12 protein-coding genes are annotated in these 20,393 nt (G+C 31.0%); 4 read left to right on the top strand and 8 right to left on the bottom strand.

Annotation, left to right across the window (positions count from 1 at the left end; genetic code table 11):
* Positions 1–26 precede the first annotated feature (26 nt).
* Together EYW44_RS00250 and EYW44_RS00245 are read left to right on the top strand one after the other, a co-directional pair.
* Entirely contained in the window at positions 27–662 is a 636-nt protein-coding gene (locus EYW44_RS00250) for a TetR/AcrR family transcriptional regulator (RefSeq protein ID WP_132721207.1), read from the top strand.
* Positions 640–1,533 (top strand): alpha/beta hydrolase family protein, encoded by an 894-nt coding sequence (locus EYW44_RS00245; RefSeq protein WP_207893725.1) that lies wholly within the window; start codon positions 640–642, stop codon positions 1,531–1,533. Before EYW44_RS00250 ends, EYW44_RS00245 begins: the two co-directional genes overlap by 23 nt.
* Before the next feature lie 45 nt (positions 1,534–1,578).
* On the opposite strand, the gene EYW44_RS00240 is transcribed toward EYW44_RS00245, so the two are convergent.
* Positions 1,579–1,950 (bottom strand): DUF4870 domain-containing protein, encoded by a 372-nt coding sequence (locus EYW44_RS00240; protein ID WP_132721203.1) that lies wholly within the window; start codon positions 1,948–1,950, stop codon positions 1,579–1,581.
* Positions 1,951–2,107: 157 nt separating this feature from the next.
* Between EYW44_RS00240 and mnmE the strand changes: the two genes are divergently transcribed.
* Positions 2,108–3,508, top strand: coding sequence for a tRNA uridine-5-carboxymethylaminomethyl(34) synthesis GTPase MnmE (mnmE, locus tag EYW44_RS00235; protein WP_132721201.1), 1,401 nt, complete (start codon positions 2,108–2,110; stop codon positions 3,506–3,508).
* An 881-nt stretch (positions 3,509–4,389) separates the two neighbouring features.
* Here mnmE and EYW44_RS00230 read toward each other — a convergent pair.
* From EYW44_RS00230 to EYW44_RS00200, 7 genes are all read right to left on the bottom strand, one after another.
* Positions 4,390–4,854, bottom strand: coding sequence for a hypothetical protein (locus tag EYW44_RS00230; RefSeq protein ID WP_132721199.1), 465 nt, complete (start codon positions 4,852–4,854; stop codon positions 4,390–4,392).
* Between the two features lies 1 nt (position 4,855).
* A complete protein-coding gene (locus EYW44_RS00225) occupies positions 4,856–9,013 on the bottom strand; it encodes a DUF6443 domain-containing protein (protein ID WP_132721197.1) in 4,158 nt (1,385 codons plus the stop codon).
* 7 nt (positions 9,014–9,020) lie between these two features.
* Positions 9,021–12,521 (bottom strand): RHS repeat domain-containing protein, encoded by a 3,501-nt coding sequence (locus tag EYW44_RS00220; RefSeq protein ID WP_132721195.1) that lies wholly within the window; start codon positions 12,519–12,521, stop codon positions 9,021–9,023.
* Positions 12,522–12,761: 240 nt separating this feature from the next.
* Positions 12,762–12,953, bottom strand: a complete 192-nt coding sequence (locus EYW44_RS00215) for a cold-shock protein (RefSeq protein ID WP_132721193.1) — start codon at positions 12,951–12,953, stop codon at positions 12,762–12,764.
* Positions 12,954–13,003: 50 nt separating this feature from the next.
* A complete protein-coding gene (rpsU, locus tag EYW44_RS00210) occupies positions 13,004–13,195 on the bottom strand; it encodes a 30S ribosomal protein S21 (RefSeq protein ID WP_132721191.1) in 192 nt (63 codons plus the stop codon).
* 24 nt (positions 13,196–13,219) lie between these two features.
* Positions 13,220–14,083, bottom strand: coding sequence for a sigma-70 family RNA polymerase sigma factor (locus tag EYW44_RS00205; RefSeq protein WP_132721189.1), 864 nt, complete (start codon positions 14,081–14,083; stop codon positions 13,220–13,222).
* A 1,064-nt stretch (positions 14,084–15,147) separates the two neighbouring features.
* A complete protein-coding gene (locus EYW44_RS00200; RefSeq protein ID WP_132721187.1) occupies positions 15,148–15,855 on the bottom strand; it encodes a DNA-binding domain-containing protein in 708 nt (235 codons plus the stop codon).
* Between the two features lie 669 nt (positions 15,856–16,524).
* Between EYW44_RS00200 and EYW44_RS00195 the strand changes: the two genes are divergently transcribed.
* Positions 16,525–20,241 (top strand): starch-binding protein, encoded by a 3,717-nt coding sequence (locus EYW44_RS00195; RefSeq protein WP_132721185.1) that lies wholly within the window; start codon positions 16,525–16,527, stop codon positions 20,239–20,241.
* The last annotated feature ends 152 nt before the right edge of the window (positions 20,242–20,393 follow it).

The raw sequence follows: 20,393 nt of genomic DNA, 5'->3' as shown, positions 1-20,393 counted from the left end.
AGGCTAAAAAGCCTAATTTTGGTTTTATGACGACAAAGCAGAAGATTTTAAACGCATCAATTGAATTGTTTAACGATCAAGGATATGCTAACACCTCTAGTAAAACTATTAGTGAACATATAGGCATTAGTTATGGTAATTTGTGCTATCACTTTCCTAAAAAAGATGATATTGTTATTAGGTTGCATCAGAATTTCATGGATGAACTAGACGAAACATTATTGAACTTGAAAGGTGAAATTTTTGAGTTTGACTTTATGTTAAGGAGTTTAGAGAATATGATGAACTTAACCTATAAGTATCGGTTTTTTCTTTTAAACGGATATGATGTTACCATAAAATACCCTGATATAAAAACAAAAACGATTGAGCGTTCAAAAGTTTATAGTACTATAATTTTAAAAATCTCACAATTTTTAATAGAGAATGGTTACATGCACGAAATCAATGAGAAACAACTGAAACTAAAAATTCATGGGCTGTTAATCATCTTTAATTCCTGGGTGGTTGATAAAACAATTTTTGCCATGTTACCTACTGGAATTAAAACAGATCATACAAAATATTACATTCAATTATTATTTTCTATGATAAGTACATCACTAACTAAAAAAGGAATTAAAGCGTTCTCTTCTGCTTATGAAAGAATTAGCAAAAACTAAAACTATGGTAGACAAACAAGATATTAATATTGAATGTAAAGATGGTTTTAATTTAGCCGGAACTATATATAAACCAGAAACGGTTAAAAGTGCAATTATGATTGCTCCTGCTACCGGAATTAAAAGAAGATTTTACAATTCTTTTGCTACCTATTTAGCAGAAAATGGATACGGTGTAATTTCTTTTGATAACAGAGGTATTGGCGAATCTGTAAACGGTGATATTAATAAAATAAATGCTTCTTTAGTTAACTGGGGTAAACTTGACATGACTGCCGCAATGGAATCATTAAAAGCTAACTTTCCAAATCAGAAATATCATATTGTTGGGCATAGCGCAGGTGGTCAATTAATTGGTTTAATGGATAATGCAAGCGATGTTAATTCTTTTTTCAACTTTGCCTCTTCTTCAGGTAGTTTAAGTTATATGAAATATCCTTTTAAGTTGAGTGCTTCATTTTTTCTTAATATCTATATTCCTATCAATAACTTATTTTTTGGTAAAACAAACTCACAATGGGTTGGTATGGGAGAACCTTTACCTAAAAAAGTAGCTGCTCAATGGTCTAAATGGTGTAATGCTAAAGGATATGTAGCTGCAGATTTTGGAGAAGAAATTAAAGAACATTACTTTGATAAATTAACATGTCCTTCAATGTGGCTACATGCAACCGATGATGGCATTGCAAATTTGGAAAATGTAAAAGATATGATTAAAGTTTACAGTAAATCTAACTTTAAAATTAAAACTCTAAATCCTAAAAGTATGCATAAGAAAAGCATCGGTCATATGGGGTTTTTCTCTTCTAAAAATAAAGATCTTTGGAGTTATGCTATTGACTTTTTCAATGAAAATAAAAAACACTCTTAAAAATAAGAGTGTTTCATGTAGGTAGTTAGTTTATAGTGTTTATAACTATAAAATTTTTATACTAAACGGATAATATGGTTCTTCTCCATTTGAAGCTTTAATTGCATTGATTATAGGAAATATAATAATACAAATTCCTAAAGCTATCAATCCTAATATTCCTAAACCAAATAAAAATATTAATGGAATACATATAATTGCAAAAATGAATGATGAGATTCTAAAGTTTAAAATAGCTTTTCCGTGCTCATCCATTCCATCTATTTCATCTTTTTTTAACACCCATAAAATTAATGGTACAATAAAACCACCAACACCAGTTACAAAATCTAATAACTGACTTAAGTGTGTTAATACTAATAATTGTCTGTCTTCTTTTAATCCTTTAACTTCTATTAACTGTCTGTGTTCTTGCATTTTTTGTTGTTTTACATATGTATGACGCAAAACTGTTTAGTTTGTTACACTTTTGATTTTTTATTCCTCTTACATTTTTTAAATCAATCAAACTTACATACCTTAAAAAGCATGGTAATAATTATATAACTGTAGTATATTTGCAAAAAAAACGAGTTTGCAAACATTAATTAACGATACTATTGTTGCTTTAGCTACTCCTTCTGGTGTTGGTGCTATTGCTGTTATTCGACTTTCTGGAGAAAATGCTATTACTATAGTAGATCAATTTTTTAAATCAATTAAAAAAAACAAATCATTACTACACCAAAAAACACATACTGTTCATTTAGGTCATATTATTGATAATGAACGTATCATTGATGAAGTTTTAGTATCTGTATTTAAAAATCCAAACTCGTATACAGGTGAAAATGTAGTTGAAATTTCATGCCATGGTTCAGTATTCATTCAACAAGAAATCATACAACTATTCTTAAAAAATGGTTGTAGAATGGCTGATAATGGTGAGTTTACCATGCGTGCTTTTTTAAATGGTAAAATGGACCTAAGTCAGGCTGAAGCTGTTGCAGATGTTATTGCTTCTAACTCAGAAGCTTCTCATCAAATGGCTATTCAACAAATGCGTGGCGGTATTACCAATGAGTTGAAAGAGTTACGCGGACAATTATTAGATTTTGCTGCTTTAATTGAATTAGAATTAGATTTTTCTGGAGAAGACGTTGAATTTGCTGATAGAACAAAATTCCGTCAACTAGTAACTAAAATTTCATCTGTTTTAAAGCGATTAATTGATAGTTTTGCCTTCGGAAACGCCATGAAAAATGGAATTCCTGTAGCAATTATTGGTGAGCCTAATGTTGGTAAATCAACGCTTTTAAATGCTTTATTAAACGAAGAAAAAGCTATTGTTTCTGATATTGCAGGTACTACCAGAGATGCTATTGAAGATGAAATTAATATTAATGGTGTGGCTTTTCGTTTTATTGATACAGCTGGTATCCGTGAAACTGAAGATGTTGTTGAAAATATTGGTATTCAAAAAGCATATGAAAAAGCAGACAATGCTCAGCTAATTATATTCTTAATAAATGCTGAAGAAGCTATTATTAAATCTTCTAAATTACTTTCTGAAATTTCTAAAGTTAAAGATCGTTTCTCTCAAAAACGTATCTTAATTATCGCCAATAAAATCGATAATCTTTCTGAAGAGAAATCTTCTGAATTAAATTATTTACTACCTGAAGCTTTATTGTTATCAGCAAAGCAAAAAATTGGTGTGGATACTTTAAAAAATGAATTGACTTCTTTAGTTAATATGGGAGCTTTAAGTAATAATGAAACTATTGTTACCAATTCTCGTCATTTTGAAGCTTTAAATAATGCACTTGAAAGTATTCAGTCTGTTGAAAATGGCATTGAAATAGGTATTTCTTCTGATTTGTTTGCTATTGATATTCGTGAGTGTTTACGTTATTTAGGGAATATTACTGGTGAATATGATGTTGATAAAGATATTTTAGGACATATTTTTTCTAACTTTTGTATTGGGAAGTAACATATAAAGATTCTTGTTTTCAAAAAGACTTATATTTAAAGAAAAAACCACAACACTTAAAATGTTGTGACTTACACTAATTATTGTTATTGCTTACTCATAAACGACACTAGAATATTCAAAGGCTAGCGAAAAATGTTTAGTTTAATATATATAATAGTAACAATAACATATAGTTAATAGAACTGATACTATATATATAATAGAAATGTCTCTATATAGCTAATAGAACTGACTTCATAATTAAAATTACTCCATTTAAACAGAAAAAATTACTGTTATTGCTGATTTGTAATCCGTAAATTTTTATAAACAATGTTTTTTGTCTACTCTATTTCAGAATAAGACATCTTTTAAAACCTTTAAAATATTAATTCAAATTAGGTTAACGCTCGACTCCTGTCGAGTGACTCATTAACTTAATGAAGTTACAAACCTGCAAAATATAATCCTAATCAATTATCTTATTTATATTCAGTATTCATAGCTTTTTAAATATAAAAAAACTACCTCAATCATTACAATTAAGGTAGTTTACATAGTTATTCTATTTTGACTTACTATGACGGTACTCGACAGAGTCGAGCACTAGCCACAACTTTTTATTTATTTATTCGGGCGCGAGCAGGGCGCGAGCGGAGGGTAATAAAATTTCTTGATCTAGTTATTAGAGATTATAAAACTTAAAAAGCACATACTTAAATAACAAAAAACCACAACACTTAAAAATGTTGTGGTTAATATATTTTAATTATTGTTATTGCTTACTGTTGCTTGGCACCCGAAAGGATTCGGGCGCTAACGGGGGAGCACGGATCCAAATCTTAAATCCACACTAACATACCCGATCTATCTAGAATAAAGACCTCAATTTTAAAACATTACCGAACACTACACCAATTATCTAAACTCCAACCTTCTTCTAATCTTTCAACTAAAAGAGTATCATTCCATATGCCCCAAGGAGAAAGTTTTCTCTGTTTATTTGAAAGCTTTTTCACGAACTTACGTTTCCATGTATCCGTGTCAATTATATCCCAACCTAAGAACTCTCCGGCTATATAATGTTCGGTTCTCATTTGTTTTGGTTTTTCATAATTATCTAGTAAGTGATTACCCACAAACTTTACCTGTTGTTTCTTATTTGCTGCGGAAAGAGGAAAAAAGACAACAAACCTATGACTACCTGAAACTAGCTTATCAAGATCATCGGGAAGATAACTATATAAATCAGGTAGTACTCTTATCAATTGCCCTAAGTGATTATCTTTATACACATAATGTATATAAGCACTTCCTTTGGAGGTTTTTATTTCAAAAACATCTCCTAATTTAACTCTTCTCATTCTAATATTTATATCCTTTTTGTTTTAATAAATCGTAACCTCTTTTTAATGATCTAGCATAAATAGGGTTTTTAGTAGCTATACTATTTATTTTATTAAGTAGCGTACCTCCATTCTTACTTAGTTTATGTATTTCTATTAAAGCTTGTTCAACTGACCTTGCATCTATTCTAGACAAATTATTAAATATTGGTTCAATATTTATACCTTTTTGTGCTAAATGTTCCGCTGCTCGACGAGATAGATTATTAGTTATTCCAACATAAATAGTTTTACCTCCTTCCACAGTATGATAAACATAGTTGGCTAGAGGTGACGTTGAAGTAAGTGATCTAGTTGTTAAAGCTCTAACAGCTGGACTAACGCCAGCGGCAGGACCAAATGCAATTGACCAAGGGTTTAAAACTGATAAAATTTGTAAAAAATTCTTCAAATATTCCCCTCTAAATTTATTCATACTAGTTATGAACTCATCAGTTTCTTGTTTATATACTTGACTAAAATCTATTTGGTCTAGCAGTAACTTTTCACCAAATTGATTAAACATTGCATCTTCCCCTGTAGCACCTTCAGGTGCTTTTGTTGTACCAGTATCTAAATCAACATCATCTAATATTGTTGTATGGTTATCCTCACTATCCCTATATTCATCAAATAAATCACCATCTGGGCAAGCAATAACATTTCCATTAGCATCTTTACAATGACCTCCATCTGGATCAAAAGACGTAACTGGATTATTTCCCATCGCTAAATATGGGTTAGCAAACTGCTCATAAGGATCTGTTGTAACAAACCTACCAAGAGTAACATCATAATGTCTTAATTCAAACTCATGCATATTGTAACCTAAACTTTCATTAAGTTCTTGATGTTGATAATTAAACTTCTGCGCAACCTTATTTCCAATTGGATTGTATAATGTATTATAACCTTTATGCTTTAATCCAAAAGGATAATAATTAGATTCTTCTATAATTTCACTTGTATTATTTACTTTTGATATTTTTAAATCATCAAACCAACCTTCTACATAAGCTCCATTTGTATAAATGTCTAAACGTACATTTAATTTTTTTGCACTTGCAGGTACTGTAACTCTTTTCTTTACATATACCCATTCCCCTGATGTTCTTACTCTGTCTGCTTCAGAAAACTCTATTAATTTACTGTTATTATCATAGGTGAATAGCATTAATCGTATGTATCCTCCCTCTGGTTGAGGTGCATTTAAACGCAACCATCCTGAATACTCATAAGTAGTGGAAATTGTGTTGTTAACATTTACTCCTGTATTATGGTACGCTATTAAGTTTCCGTTAGTACTTAATTTTAATTTACCACTAGTGTTACCTGAAACCTTTTGTTCTGTATCTAATGTGACAGGTGAATTACTCCAATTATCAAGAGTTGAAAAATCTTCATATAAAATGGTACTAGATGGTTTAGATATTACACCATCACCATTAGTATCTGTGTACGATAAACGAACATTCCCTAAATGATCTTTGTATTGGTAGACGTACTCAAATGATGAGATTGCCACGCTACCGCTCGCAATGACAGGTTGTGTGTACCCTTCTGGGTGGTTGAAGAATTGTAAATTCGCCTGCTCTCCTTCTCTTTCTTCGTATATATAGTTACCAGCATAAAGTGTTGCAACTGGGGTTTGAGTAGAAGATTCAACTTCTTTTTTCAGTTTCATTCCACTCGCATCATAGGTATAAACTATTTGACCTCCATTAGAAAATAATACCTGTGTAGGTAAGTTTAAATGATTATACTTAATATTGGTAATTCCTTTATTTGCATCAGAAATCATATTACCATTGTCATCATAAGTGTAATCTGAACCTGAGTTTGGTTTATCTACATAACCATAATTAACATTTCCATCATCATCTACTCCTTGTAATTTATTTCCTGAATCGTAATTATATGACAGGTCATCCATAACATCAAAATGATTGTTATTAGTTATGTCTGGATTTTCAACAACATGTCCTCTTCTTAATAAAGTTTCAATATTACCATTCTTATCATATGTAATACCTGATACATTGTAATTAGAGGTATTAGTTCCTATAGCTGCATTAATTCTATTCAACGCGTCATAACTGTAAGTGTAAGTTTTCTTACTGTTATCTTCATTTTCAGTTTGCCAACTTGTTTGTGCAATGTTTCCGTTAAATAATGCGGCTCCGTTTACAGATGGAGTATTGTATTTTAACTCAAAATTAAATAAATCATTATCGTTGTTGTTATCTTCATTAATCTTTGTTAACCAACCACGAACATTATAATCATAGTCTACTTTTTGTAAACCATCACCTACTTCTTTTGTTGTTAATTGTCCTAAGGCATCGTACTCATTTTTTACAATAGTTTCTGTAGCTTGGTTATTTATTTTTTGTTGCTGACTTACTAGCCTTGTTGCATGATCGTAACTAAAAGTATCAACAGTAACAATAGGGTTTTGATCTCTTTTAGTATGTGTTGTTTTTGTTTCTAATACTTTACCTACAAAATCTAACTTGCTTTCTACAACATCTGTTGTATTTAAATATACATTATTTTGATATACGTATACAGGTCTTGCTTTTTCATCATATAAAGTAACAGTTGTAATCCAATCATCAGTAGTCAACACCTTTACTTTGGTTCCTGTTGCTAGTCCTTTGGTTTTGTTAGTAGTGTTTCCTATTCCTTTATATAAGACTGCACTTGTAGGAGCTCCAGCTCTGTCAAAAGTATAATCATCATAATAACTTACGGTGTATATTTCAGTGTTAGATACTGGAAAGTTATTATTAGAATAAAAAATATCTTTGGATCCTGCCGTAGTGAGTTTATTTTCATATTGTTTTAAAGCCGATATGTTCTCCTCGTCAAACTTCAGTTGCATACTTTCTTGGTCCAACCTTACACCCTCTGTATAAACACCTGTATAAACAACTCTACTTAAATAATCATACTTAGTAAATAACCATTGGTTGTGCATTCTTAAATTAGCATCTTGCGTTAAAACAGGTCTATCTAATTTATCATAAACAATATACTCCCAATCTTTACCAGGTATTTTCTTTTCTACCAAACGGTTTCTGTAATCATACACATATTGATAACATAATTTAGATAACTCTACAGCCGACACCCCGTCAGTTACTCTCACTTTTGGAGGTAGTACATACGTTAAATTTCCAAAATCGTCATATACATAATACGTATCATGAGCTTCTTCTACATTATTTACCAAGGCATAGGTACGTTTTAATACTACCTGTCCTTCTTTATTTTTAAATTCTTCTGTAGTATGTAATTTACTTCCATCTTCCGTATGATTTTCATCTTTAGTAACTGTTTTATAAAGCTGTCCAACACTGTAAGATACACTTCCGTTTCCTAGTAAAGTAGGTTTATAAATTTTAGAATTTGGAGCAATACTTAAACTCACTCTAAATAATTTTACTTCACCTTCTTCATTATTTTCATAACCAAACTCAACCTCATGACCACCGTCTTTACGCCAGTCTTTTCCTGGAGCTGCTTGCTTTTGTACTCTATTTAATGGTGATGATTCAATAGTTTGTTCAGAAAAAGCGTTAATGGAAGTCAGTTCTGTTATCCCAGGAAAATCCTCTGCATAATTTGAGTAGTAATACTGTTGTGTAGCTATTTCCGCACCAGTTTGCAAACGACCATTACTTGTCGTTGCTGCATATGGTAAAAACTCTCTGGTTTGTCTTCCTAAATCATCATAATCTATAAATGTTACAATATCTTTTTTAGTAGGTGATTGTTTAATACCTATACTTTGTTTAGGTCGTCCCAAACCATCAAAATAAGTAACAGATTCTATTACCTCATTATTTGAACTTACTACTGTGCTTTTTGTTGGTATTTGAAATGCTCTTTTTAACACGTAATTATCATCTGTTAAAGAGAGTGGTAAATAAACATCGTCAATTATTTTAAAGTTTACATTTGATCCTAATTTTATTAATGAAGTAGGTTTTAGTGTAATACTTTTAGTTGCTGTTAAAGTTACAGGTCCGTTGGCTGCTGTAATTTGTAAGTTTTCTTCTACTCTGTGTTCTTGTACCTGTGCTACTAACAATAAAGGAAAGAGCACGGTAAACATGTAAATAATCTTTCTCATAGTAATATTAGTTTTTATAGTTGTATTTTGTTTCTTCTAATATATTACCCGATGCATCTTTAACCAGCTCTAATCTGTTTAAAGGATCGTATTCATAATACATTACATAACCTCTTGGATCTGTAATACTTGTTAACCCAATTAATGGATCGTACGTGTAGGTTGTAATTTGTGCTTTTGCCAAACTTGAAACAGTTCTTAATTTATCCAATTCTTCTCGCAATTTACCTTCTGTTCCTTGATAACCAAATGCTCTATCTTTATCTAAATTTGACAACCTTTGTAGGTTTTCAATTGTTTCTGTTGATAATGATGATAAACTGATTCCTTCAATTTTTGCAATAGGCTTTGTTTGATGATACCCCCAAACATAAACGATACGAGTACCATCTTTTTTACTAACTTCTGTTGGATTTCCATAATCATCATAATTATGATATACAACTCTTGGTTCTAATTTTTGATTGCCTTTACCTACATGAATACTATCTAACAAATATGAATTGTTTCTAAAAACTTTATAACCTGACTTTTGCTTACTTAAAGTTATTGTAGTTCCTGAAATAATTTTCTTCGTTTCAACTTCAACTGGCTCAGTAATACGATGATCAAAAAGCAATCTTCCTTCATTTGTCTCATGTGCGTACTTGGTGGTACTAGTTATAATTTCTCCTTTACTATTTGTTGTTGTGGTTTTTAAAGGTTTATAATTATTTAAACTGTATGCATATGTTGTATTGGTAGTAGTTTTCTTCTCGTTTCCTAAAGCATCATAAAAATATGATTCAGAAATACTCTCTTTCATAAAAGGTAAACCATAATCGTAATATACTGGTTGAATATCAACAAAATCTGTAGGCTCTCCACAAGGTTTTGGGACTAAGTTCCCAGAACTAGTACCTGTACAAGGAGAACTAGCTCCAGTAGCATTACCTATTATATACTCGTTATAAGTTTTATAAAATTTGGCAACGCCACATTTTGTACCTGATGAATATTTGAAAAAATATCTTTCTGAATTTATTAACTCATAATCATAGTGATTGATTGTTTTAGTTAATGTTTGTCCAGATTCATTTTTTACTTCGCTTGATATTAAATTTCCTCTCTTATAATCAATATCTCTAACAGGTACATCATAATAAGAAGGTAAAACATCTTGATTATAAAAACGACTGTCATAAGAAGGAAAATCTATTGGACTAGTATATGTTAAAATACTTTTTCCATTATCCTCTTTAATAATTTCTACATTTTTATATCCAACATAACTACCTTTAGTCATTGAGGTTTGCAACCCATTAAAATATTTGTGCACGTATACACGTAAAGTTAATTCAGCTCCACTTCCATTGCTTTCTATTGAGTTACAAAACACACCGTTAAAACTTTTTAAAGCTACTCTATTTGTTCCTAAAGTTCCATCAAATGACCCTGAACTATATCCTGTTGCTGATGTTAAATTATAATCTTTCATTACTTTTTCATCTGAAAGCGGATAATGATACGTTGTTTTAGTTCTTTCTACGTTATCAAAAAATTTAATCTCTTGGATTCTAATTCCAGCACCCTTCATCTGTTTATTAATAGCACCTAAATATTTTTCATAATTCAAACTTACCTTTAATGAAATTTCTTCTGGCAATTCTATTGGAATATAGGCCCTACTATTCAAACGCATTGAGTAGGTTCCTTTTTTAAGTTGGACTTTATGAGTGCGTTGTGCTAAATCATTAATAATAGTTTTACTTAACAAATTATCTGAAGGAATAATTTCTAAATAATGATTTTGTTTAGCCTGATTACTTCCAGTTAACCCACTCAAAGTAATGCTAACCTCTGCATCATTTGAGACCTCAAATATCAAGCTATTTTCAACTTGACTATTTATCGGATGATGCCTTAACAAACTATCTGTAAATGCATAAAAAACTTCATAGTTTTCAGGATTTTTTTTAGGATCTAAAATTGTATTTCCTAGAAAAGAAAACCGATTAGGTTCAAATTTAAATTCTTTAACTCCTCCAGTTGGGTATGAGATTCCAGTAAGAACTCCAGTAGTTACCATTTCTGCATCTACAAACTGTAACCCTGTGGCTGTTATTTCTGGCGCTTTATAATATCCCCATTTATCTTTAAATAAACTACCGTAGCCTGGTAGTTTTTCTTCGTTATCGTAACTTAACCCATAATTTAAAGTTAAATTAGCTGCCTTTTCCTCAATATCCATTAAAAACAATCTATTTTCTTTAGTTGTTTTATAATTAAAAAGAAACTCTTTATTAAGGCTTCCTGCTACATCAAATATTTGCATTTTTCCCAAAATACACCCTGAAGAATTATTATCTTCTGGATGGTTTTCATCTTTCAATCCAATTACAAGTTTAGTTTGATCTCTAAAAACTACTTCTTTAACTTTTCTAGACCAAACATTAATACTATTCCAAGAACTTAATCTTTTAGGTGGTAATAAAGATGCGTTGTATGAAGAATTTGAATTTGAATTTAGATATTTAGAAAAGATAGGTGCGTCTGGAGAATATAAAGTAGCACTTTCAGTGCTGTAAGGAGTACTATAACTTACCAATACACTATCATATAAAAAAGTACATAAAGAAGATCCATTAGCTGATTTTACCTCTGACAAGTGCCATGATGATCTATATTTGATTTCTTTAAATGAATTAATATCGTCTACAATTTCATTATTTGCTAAATCCATTCCTCTTTTTCTAGAGGTACTAAAAGATTCTTCAAAAACATTAAATATAAATTGATATCCATTTGGAGCCTTTACTGTAAAGCTTGAAATTTCAAATGTATCCTCATCATATTCTAATTCAATTAATACTTTTTGTGAAGATGATAACAAACTTGGTTTTAACTTACCGTTGTCATTTACTATTATAAATCTTCCAGAATATCCCATAAAATTAAATTGAAATAAATCTGGCTGATAGTCATAATGTTGAACACCATTTGCTGACTTCCATACAAATTCTTCCCATTTTTGGTATTCAATACTTTGAGGATCAATTATGGTATTACCTGAATTAATATCATCAAAATATTTAACTCTATCGTAGAAACCATTGTGGAAAGTTCCTATATCTGCACTTATATATTCTCCTTGAGCAGGAGCTTTAGATTCATCAGGTGAATCCATAACAGTTCTTGATATTGCTCCTCCTACGAATAAAGACCATCCAGTCCCTGTCCAGCTAGAACGTTCATCAACTCTAATTCCTGAACTATTATAATTTAACGATACAGAAAAACCTAAGCCTCCATCTAAAGCTTTAGAAAACAATGGAATTGAAATATTAGGCTGTCCTGAATAAGTATCTACTGGAACTTCTTCAAATTTCATTAGGTTAGCAACAGTAGGTGAAGGAGGTATTACATTTGGTAAATCTGTAACTGTACTATTGGAACCTCCCGTAGACAGTTGTGCGTATATGGTAGTATACAAAAGCAATAAGAGTATGCTTAATAAATTTTTTCTCATAAACAAATGGTTTTTCTATAATTAGTTAAGATTACTATTTTTAGCATCGCGCAAATCTAATTATTTTTTTTATACCAGATTTCTTAAATAAAGTCTAATATTTCCCACCTGCAGAGGTTCTTACTATAAACTTTGATGCTTCAGTATATTTACTAAATAAAAAAAAACCTACTCAATTTCTTGAGTAGGTAAATTGCTATGAAAATGAATTTCAAAAGTTGTTTTGAAAATTTAATACATTTATCTTATAACTTCTACGTTCACAGCATTTATTCCTTTTTTTCCTCGCTCAGTTTCATATTGAACCTTGTCTCCTTCTCTTATATCATCTATTAAACCAGAATTATGAACAAAAACATCTTGTCCTGATTGTGATGTAATAAAACCAAATCCTTTAGTTGTGTTAAAAAACTTTACTGTACCTTCTTGCATGTTTACTATATTATTTAATTATTTTTTTGCGTAAATTTTATTTTAAATGTTTAATTATCTGTATTAAACATTCGCTCTTTGTACTGAGCTTTTTGTACCTCTTCTCTTCTACGTACAGATTCTTTCTTATACTCTTTTCTCCTTCTTACTTCTTGTATAAGTTTAGTGTTTTTATACTTTTTTCTGTAACGTTTCAAGGCTCTATCAATGTTTTCTCCTTCCTTGATCTTAATTATCAACATATATTTATTATTAATTTTAAATTTTTATCCTAAATAAGCTATCAAAACTTTTGATTTTGATGAATGCTTTAATCTTCTTAATGCTTTTTCTTTTATTTGTCTTACTCTTTCTCTTGTTAAATCAAATATTCCTCCTATCTCTTCTAATGTCATTGATGATTCATTTCCTATACCATAAAACATTTTTATAACATCAGACTCTCTAGGTGATAAGGTTTCCAACACCCTATTAATTTCTATGTGAAGTGATTGAGCATTCAGTTCTTTATCAACATTTGCTAGCTCTCCAGAGTTATACACATCATATAAATTAGAATTCTCTCCTTCTTTAAACGGAGCATCCATAGATAAATGCTTTCTCGAATTACTTAGAGACTCTTTTACATTAGTCAATGTCATATCTAACTCTTTAGCAATTTCATGAATAGACGGTTCTCTTTCGTTGTCTTGCTCTAAACGAACTATTGCTTTGTTTATCTTATTAATATCTCCAATTCTATTCAAAGGCAATCTTACAATACGAGATTGCTCTGCTAAAGCTTGCAATATTGATTGACGAATCCACCATACTGCGTAAGAAATAAATTTAAACCCTCTAGTTTCATCAAAACGTCGTGCCGCTTTAACCAAACCTATATTACCTTCATTTATTAAATCTATTAACTTTAAACCCTGTGTTTGATACTGTTTAGCTACAGAAACAACAAAACGTAAATTAGCACTTACTAAGGTTTCTAATGCTTCTTGATCTCCTTCTTTTATTCTTCTAGCCAACTCTACTTCTTCATCTGCAGTAATTAAGCCAATTTTAGAAATATCTTGTAAATACTTATCTAAAGATTTTGATTCTCTATTGGTTACTTGCTTTGTAATTTTAAGTTGTCTCATATTCTATTAAATACATTATAACTCTATTATTGATTATTAATTAAAATCATTTTTTATAACAAGAGTTAATTGAATGAATAAGAGCTATTTTAAAACTTATTGATCCTAATATTCAGTAACGTTACTATATGCATAGCCAGTTATTGAATCTCATATAATTAGAAAAAAAATTAAAGCGCAAGAAGGATAAGTTTGTCTGATTGTCTTAGGCGGGAAAGAAAGTTAAACGCAAAAATCCGTTTGTAATTTAATCTACAATTTTAATATATCCCTCAAAGGTAGGCTTTTGTATTAGATAAAAAAAAGAATTATTCAGTTTTTAAAACTTATAGCTAAAAAGAAAGCAAAACTTCATACATATAATAGTAACCATACCATATAGTTAGATGAACTGATACTATATACCTAATGGAAATGCCTTTATATAACTAATAGAACTGACTTCATAATTTTAAAATTATAGTATTTTCAATCTCAAAAGATTACTTCATTTCGTTGTACTACATTCGTAATAACAGTTCATCCCCCCCTGACCTATTGATAAAAATTTAAAAAATCAAGGCAGCAGCGTTGGATAAAAGATAAAAAGCTGTTTGAGCGATAGCGAGTTCTTTTTATCTGTGGCTGGTAATGCCGTAGTATTTTACAAAGTTTTATCATACCTCTTTATTTTTGGTTCTTTGCATCAAGGCAAAGAAGAAACTAAAGTACTTTAAAACCATAAGATTACTTCATTTCGTTGCACTACATTCGTAATAACAGTTCATCACCCCCCGACCTATTGATAAAAATTTTAAAAATCAAGGCAGCAGCGTTGGATAAAAGATAAAAAGCTGTTTTAGCGATGGCGAGTTCTTTTTATCTGTGGCTGGTGATGCCGTAGTATTTTACAAAGTTTTATCATACCTCTTTATTTTTGGTTCTTTGCATCAAGGCAAAGAAGAAACTAAAGCACTTTAAAATTAAAGAAATCAAGGCAAAGAAAAAACAAAACCATATTCAATAAAAAAACCTAAAAGACCATAAAGCCTTTTAGGTTTTTAATAAAATTTATATACTATTAGTTACACTGAAACAACCATTACAGTAAAAGGAGTTTCAGATAAACGAACTTCATTTAAATAAATACCTGTACTTGTTGTAGACTGTGTTTTTATTCTAATTTTGTAAATACCCGCAGTAAGTGTTGGTGCTTGCCCTATAATTTTTCTGTTACTATTTTGAGCCATCAACTGCACTTTAAACTCTGTACCATCTTCAGCAACAAAATACAACCCAACTTCTGGTTTATCTCCATCTACTTTTAAACGTGTACCATTTATTTCAAACAATCCGTTAGAAGTTAAATCGGTATTAACCGTTTGTGTAGTAATATCTCTAAAACTGTTAATTATGGTATTGGTTACTGGTTTTGTTATTTTTTGTAACGATATATTATTTTTAACTTCATTAATAAGTTTACCACTATTAATATTTACATGTAGCTTATGATTGCTTGCATTAAAACTATCACTTTCAGTTTCAAACACTCCTGTAATAGAATAACTTAAATTAAAAAATGGTAAATTAATATTATCTCCATCTAAAATACATTCCATCATTTCTTCATAATAAGAATTTAATACAGCTACAATATCTGTTTTACTTACTAAATTACGTTTGCTAAGCATTTTTTCAATAAGTGCGTCTTGATTTACGGTACGCTCAACTAACACACGTGCCGAATAGTTTTCCTCTTCTGTCAACTTGTTTTCTACTAAATAGTATTTCATAACATTTATTATTTATGGTTATTAATTTCTTTTCATTTACTAAGTATTGCCTACATGCATACACAACACTATATAGATACCTACCTATACATGCTACTTAATTGATAATTTGTAATGTTTATTGTTAGATTCGCAATTTTTATATCTAGCTTTTTTAATATTTCAAATTCAATAGCACAATAAATGTATAAAGTATTTTATAACTCCCCAATTATTTAACTAATAGTTAACAACAATACATACCCTTAACTTAAAATTAAGAGTACTTCACATACCAATAAACAACTAACAAATAGCAACTTTATACAGAAAAGTTTACCAACAACTCTTCACCCTCTATTAAATTAAATTACTTATCAACACGAAACCGTTTTCGTTTACCACCACCTTAAAATTCTCTTTTTATTATATCTATTTTTGATAAATGTTTAAATAAAAAGGGGATTATTTTAGTTATTATCAAAACAATCACATTACAACACTAACCTCCTCATACATCGTTTTAGTGCTTTTAATTTTACATTAAAAAAAGCTTTTTATATGGTTTGCAAACCCACACCAAAACCTGTATAACCTTTTATTTATTCTTTTTCTTTTAATAAAACTCATGGTACTGCAGACTTAATTTTTATTGAAGGAATCATTTAATTAATCATTCTAAATAATATCATGAAAGACATTAAATTATTTTTAATTGCTGCTTTTTTGTGTGTAGGATTATTTGCTCAAAAAGTACATACTTCTTATTTGTGGCACATGCAACAACCTATTTACTGGGCAGAAAAAAGTAAAGCAAACCCTAACCGTTACCAAACAGTATTTGAATCATTTAACTTAAAACAATCTGGAGATCCCTTTAATGTATATGCAGATGGTAAAAGCCATCCTTTAAATGATCTTGAAGAAATATTTGGAAAGTATGATAGAGTAAAAGCTTATCAATACGGACCAAAAAACTCTGTACAAACCTTATTAGGACATCCAAATGGTGGTGCTCAAGTAAACTATTCTGGATGTTTAATAGAAAATGTAAATAGTTTAGCCAATGCAGGTGCTTGGGGCTATTACCAAGGCTGGGAAAATGAATTTATTCAGGGTAAAAATTGGAAAACATCTGGCGGACAACCAAGAATGGATTTAACAGGTTTTACATTTCACCATGCATTAGCTCCGTTAATTAGTGAGCGTGCTTTAAGAATGGAACTAAAAACACACAGAATTATTTCTGATCAAACATTCGGAGGGGCTTATTCTAAAGGGTTTTGGCCTGCCGAATGTTCTTTCTCTGAACGTATTATTAAAGTATTGGTAGAAGAAGGTTTTGAATGGTCGGTAATTGCAAATAGTCACTTAGCCAGAACTTTAGATGATTACCCAATAAATTATGGAACTTCTGGTACCAATATTGATCCGCCAAACGCTGCCGATAAAGTAACTACCAAAGGGGTAAATTGGTGGAACGGACAAATTGATGGTCGTGGTGGTACATTTGCCGCACCGTATTCGTATCAAGCTCACAAGGCACAATACATTGATCCTGAAACAGGGCAAGCATACAAACTAGATGTTGTACCTATGGCGGATTTGTTAAGTTACCAAAACGGATTTAGCTCTATGGGGACTGATGAAATTGATAAAAACATCGCTCCTTTTAGTAATGAAGCGCACCCTACCATTATTTTATTGGCACACGATGGCGATAATGCTTGGGGTGGTGGTGATAGTTACTATCAAGAATCTGTGCCTGGTTTTGCCAATGAAGCAGCTTCTAAAGGGTACGATCCAACTACTATTCAACAGTTTTTAAATTCATACCCTGTGCCAGAAAACGACATTGTAAAAGTAGAAGACGGTTCGTGGGTAAATGCTGCTAATGACTGGGGGCATCCACAATTTATTAATTGGTTATGGCCTTTATATGATACTACTAGCTACAAGTTTAATCCGAATGGATGGACAGAAGATGCAAGAAACTGGGCAGTAATTACCGCTGCTGAAAATTATGTATTTACTGCTGCTGATATAGACGGAAATGTGAATCCTGCACAAGTAATTAATCCTTCAGCAAGTGCCTCAAGTGCAGAAAAAGCTTGGCACTTCTTTTTGCCTTCATTAACTAGTGGTTATATGTATTACGGTAAGGCTATTGATATGGAAGTAAAACAAACATTAGCTGGTAACATAGCTATTGATCATGCCATGGATGTGATTAATAGTAATCCTGATGAAGATACTACACCTCCTTCAGTTTTTATTCCGCAACGTTTTCCTTACAATCCTGGTGGTAAAGGCTTCGGTCCTATTTACGGATACAAGGAAGTTCAGAATTCTTCTGATTTTCATGTATGGACTTTTGCGCATGATATTAGCGGATTAGCTTCTATTGAATTAAAATACAGAACTGATGATGATGGGGTAAATCCAGTATCTGATAATGCAAACGATACTTACAGCGGCGGACAAGGTGTTGGTGCATGGGTTTCTAAATCGATGACTAAAAAAGCTTTTCCGAAGGGAAATATAACCAATGACCCTGAAATTGATTTATTTATTGTGCCTACGGATATTGCTGATTTATGTTATGCTGAAATTAAAGGTTTATCTAATGTATTGGTAGATTATTATGTAGAGGCAATTGATACCAAAGGAAATGTATTTAAAAGCCCAATTCAACACGTATATGTTGGAGAGTTTAATAGTAGTGATGAAGTTACTTTAGCTGTAAATCCTGAATCTGGTAACAACCTAGATACTATTGAAATAAGTATGGAAGCTGAAACAACTGCTGAAAATGCTACTGTTGCAATTTATTATACTTTAGATGGTAGTACACCAAGTAAAACTAGTACTGCATACAATGGTACTTTTAACATAGGAAATAGCGAAAGTGAAGCTATTACCTTAAAAGCAATTGCCTACGATAGTAATGATAATACTTCAGAAGTAATTACTAGAAACTATACTTTTGGAGAACTTGATTCTTTTGATATTCATTTTAAAAACACAGCTAACTGGAACAATGTATATGTATATTTATATGATAAAAACAATGACAGTGCTTTACCTGGATGGAGCTGGCCAGGAAAATTAATGACCAACGTACAAAATTCTCCTTGGTTTAAGTACACCGTAGAAGAGGCTGTGGAAGTAGGTATTGTATTTACAAATAATGCAGGAGCACAATCTGACGATACTTTTAGAACTTCAAATGGTTGGTATGTATCATCTGAAAATACATGGTATGATAACTGCCCATCTGACTGTCCTGGACTTTTAGATGTTCCCGTATTAACTGTTGATACTAATGGTGGTATCTATCAAGAAAACATTTCTGTTAATTTATCTGCTACTAATAATGGGGTTATTTATTACACTACTGATGGGGCTGTGCCTACTGCATCTAGTGCTACCTACACTAATACTTTAACTTTTACAGAAACTACAACGTTAAAAGCGGTAGCTATTAATAGTACCGGTAGCTCTAATGCTATTGAAGAAACTTATGAAATAACTGCGGATACGGGTGATACTGATTATACGGTACATTTTAGAAACACGAATCAGTGGAATCAAGTATATATTTATTTATATGATAGAGATACCAACTCTTCAGTAAATGGATGGAGTTGGCCAGGCAGACCAATGTCTCAAGTACAAGCATCTGAATGGTATTCTTTTACGATAGAAAATAGTGGTAATATTGGTATTGTTTTTAACAACAATAATAATGGTGCACAAACTGATGATTTAAGCCGAAGTACAGATGGTTGGTTTGATTTATCAACCAATCAATGGTATGATAACTGTCCTGCTGCTTGTCCTGGTGATGATAATCCTGATGATACTGAAAATCTTGTTATTCATTTTAATAACAGTAATACCAACTGGAATAATGTTACTTTATATTATTGGAACACTTCACCTGGTGTAATGACCACTTCATGGCCAGGAGTTAGTATGACAGACAGCGATGGTGATGGTTGGTTTGAGTATACTTTACCTGGGGTTAACTGTGCTAATGTTATTTTTAGTAATAATGGAAGCAATCAAACAACAGATTTAGAAATTTGTGGTGAAGGTTGGTATGATGGTGCTTGGGTTGCTAACCCTAATGCTGTAACTACTAAAGTAGCAACTACAAAAGTAAAAGAAGAAGTTTCTGCTCCGTACCCAAATCCTTTTACAAACAATGTAAACTTTTACATTGGCGGTACTGATAAAACCATGAATATTACTGTACACGATAGTAAAGGTGCTTTGCATTATTCTGATAGAGTAAACATTATAAATGGTAGTGTTTCTATTCCATTAAATGTTGCTACTGGTATTTATTTTGTAAAGTTTAGAAACAAAACGATTAATAAAGTTGTAAAAATTGTAAAGTAATTTATACCGTTTACAACTATTGTTTTCAATAAAAAAAGAGACTGTCTATTTAATTAGGCAGTCTCCTTTTATTAATTTTAATTGGTGTAGTATCATTCAGTAAATACTACATACTCACTACTGAATACTAAATACTTTATACTAATATCTCA

The organism is Tenacibaculum sp. M341 (assembly GCF_004337695.1).
In the GTDB taxonomy this organism is placed as follows: domain Bacteria; phylum Bacteroidota; class Bacteroidia; order Flavobacteriales; family Flavobacteriaceae; genus Polaribacter.
This window is presented reverse-complemented; position numbering and strand designations above follow the sequence as displayed.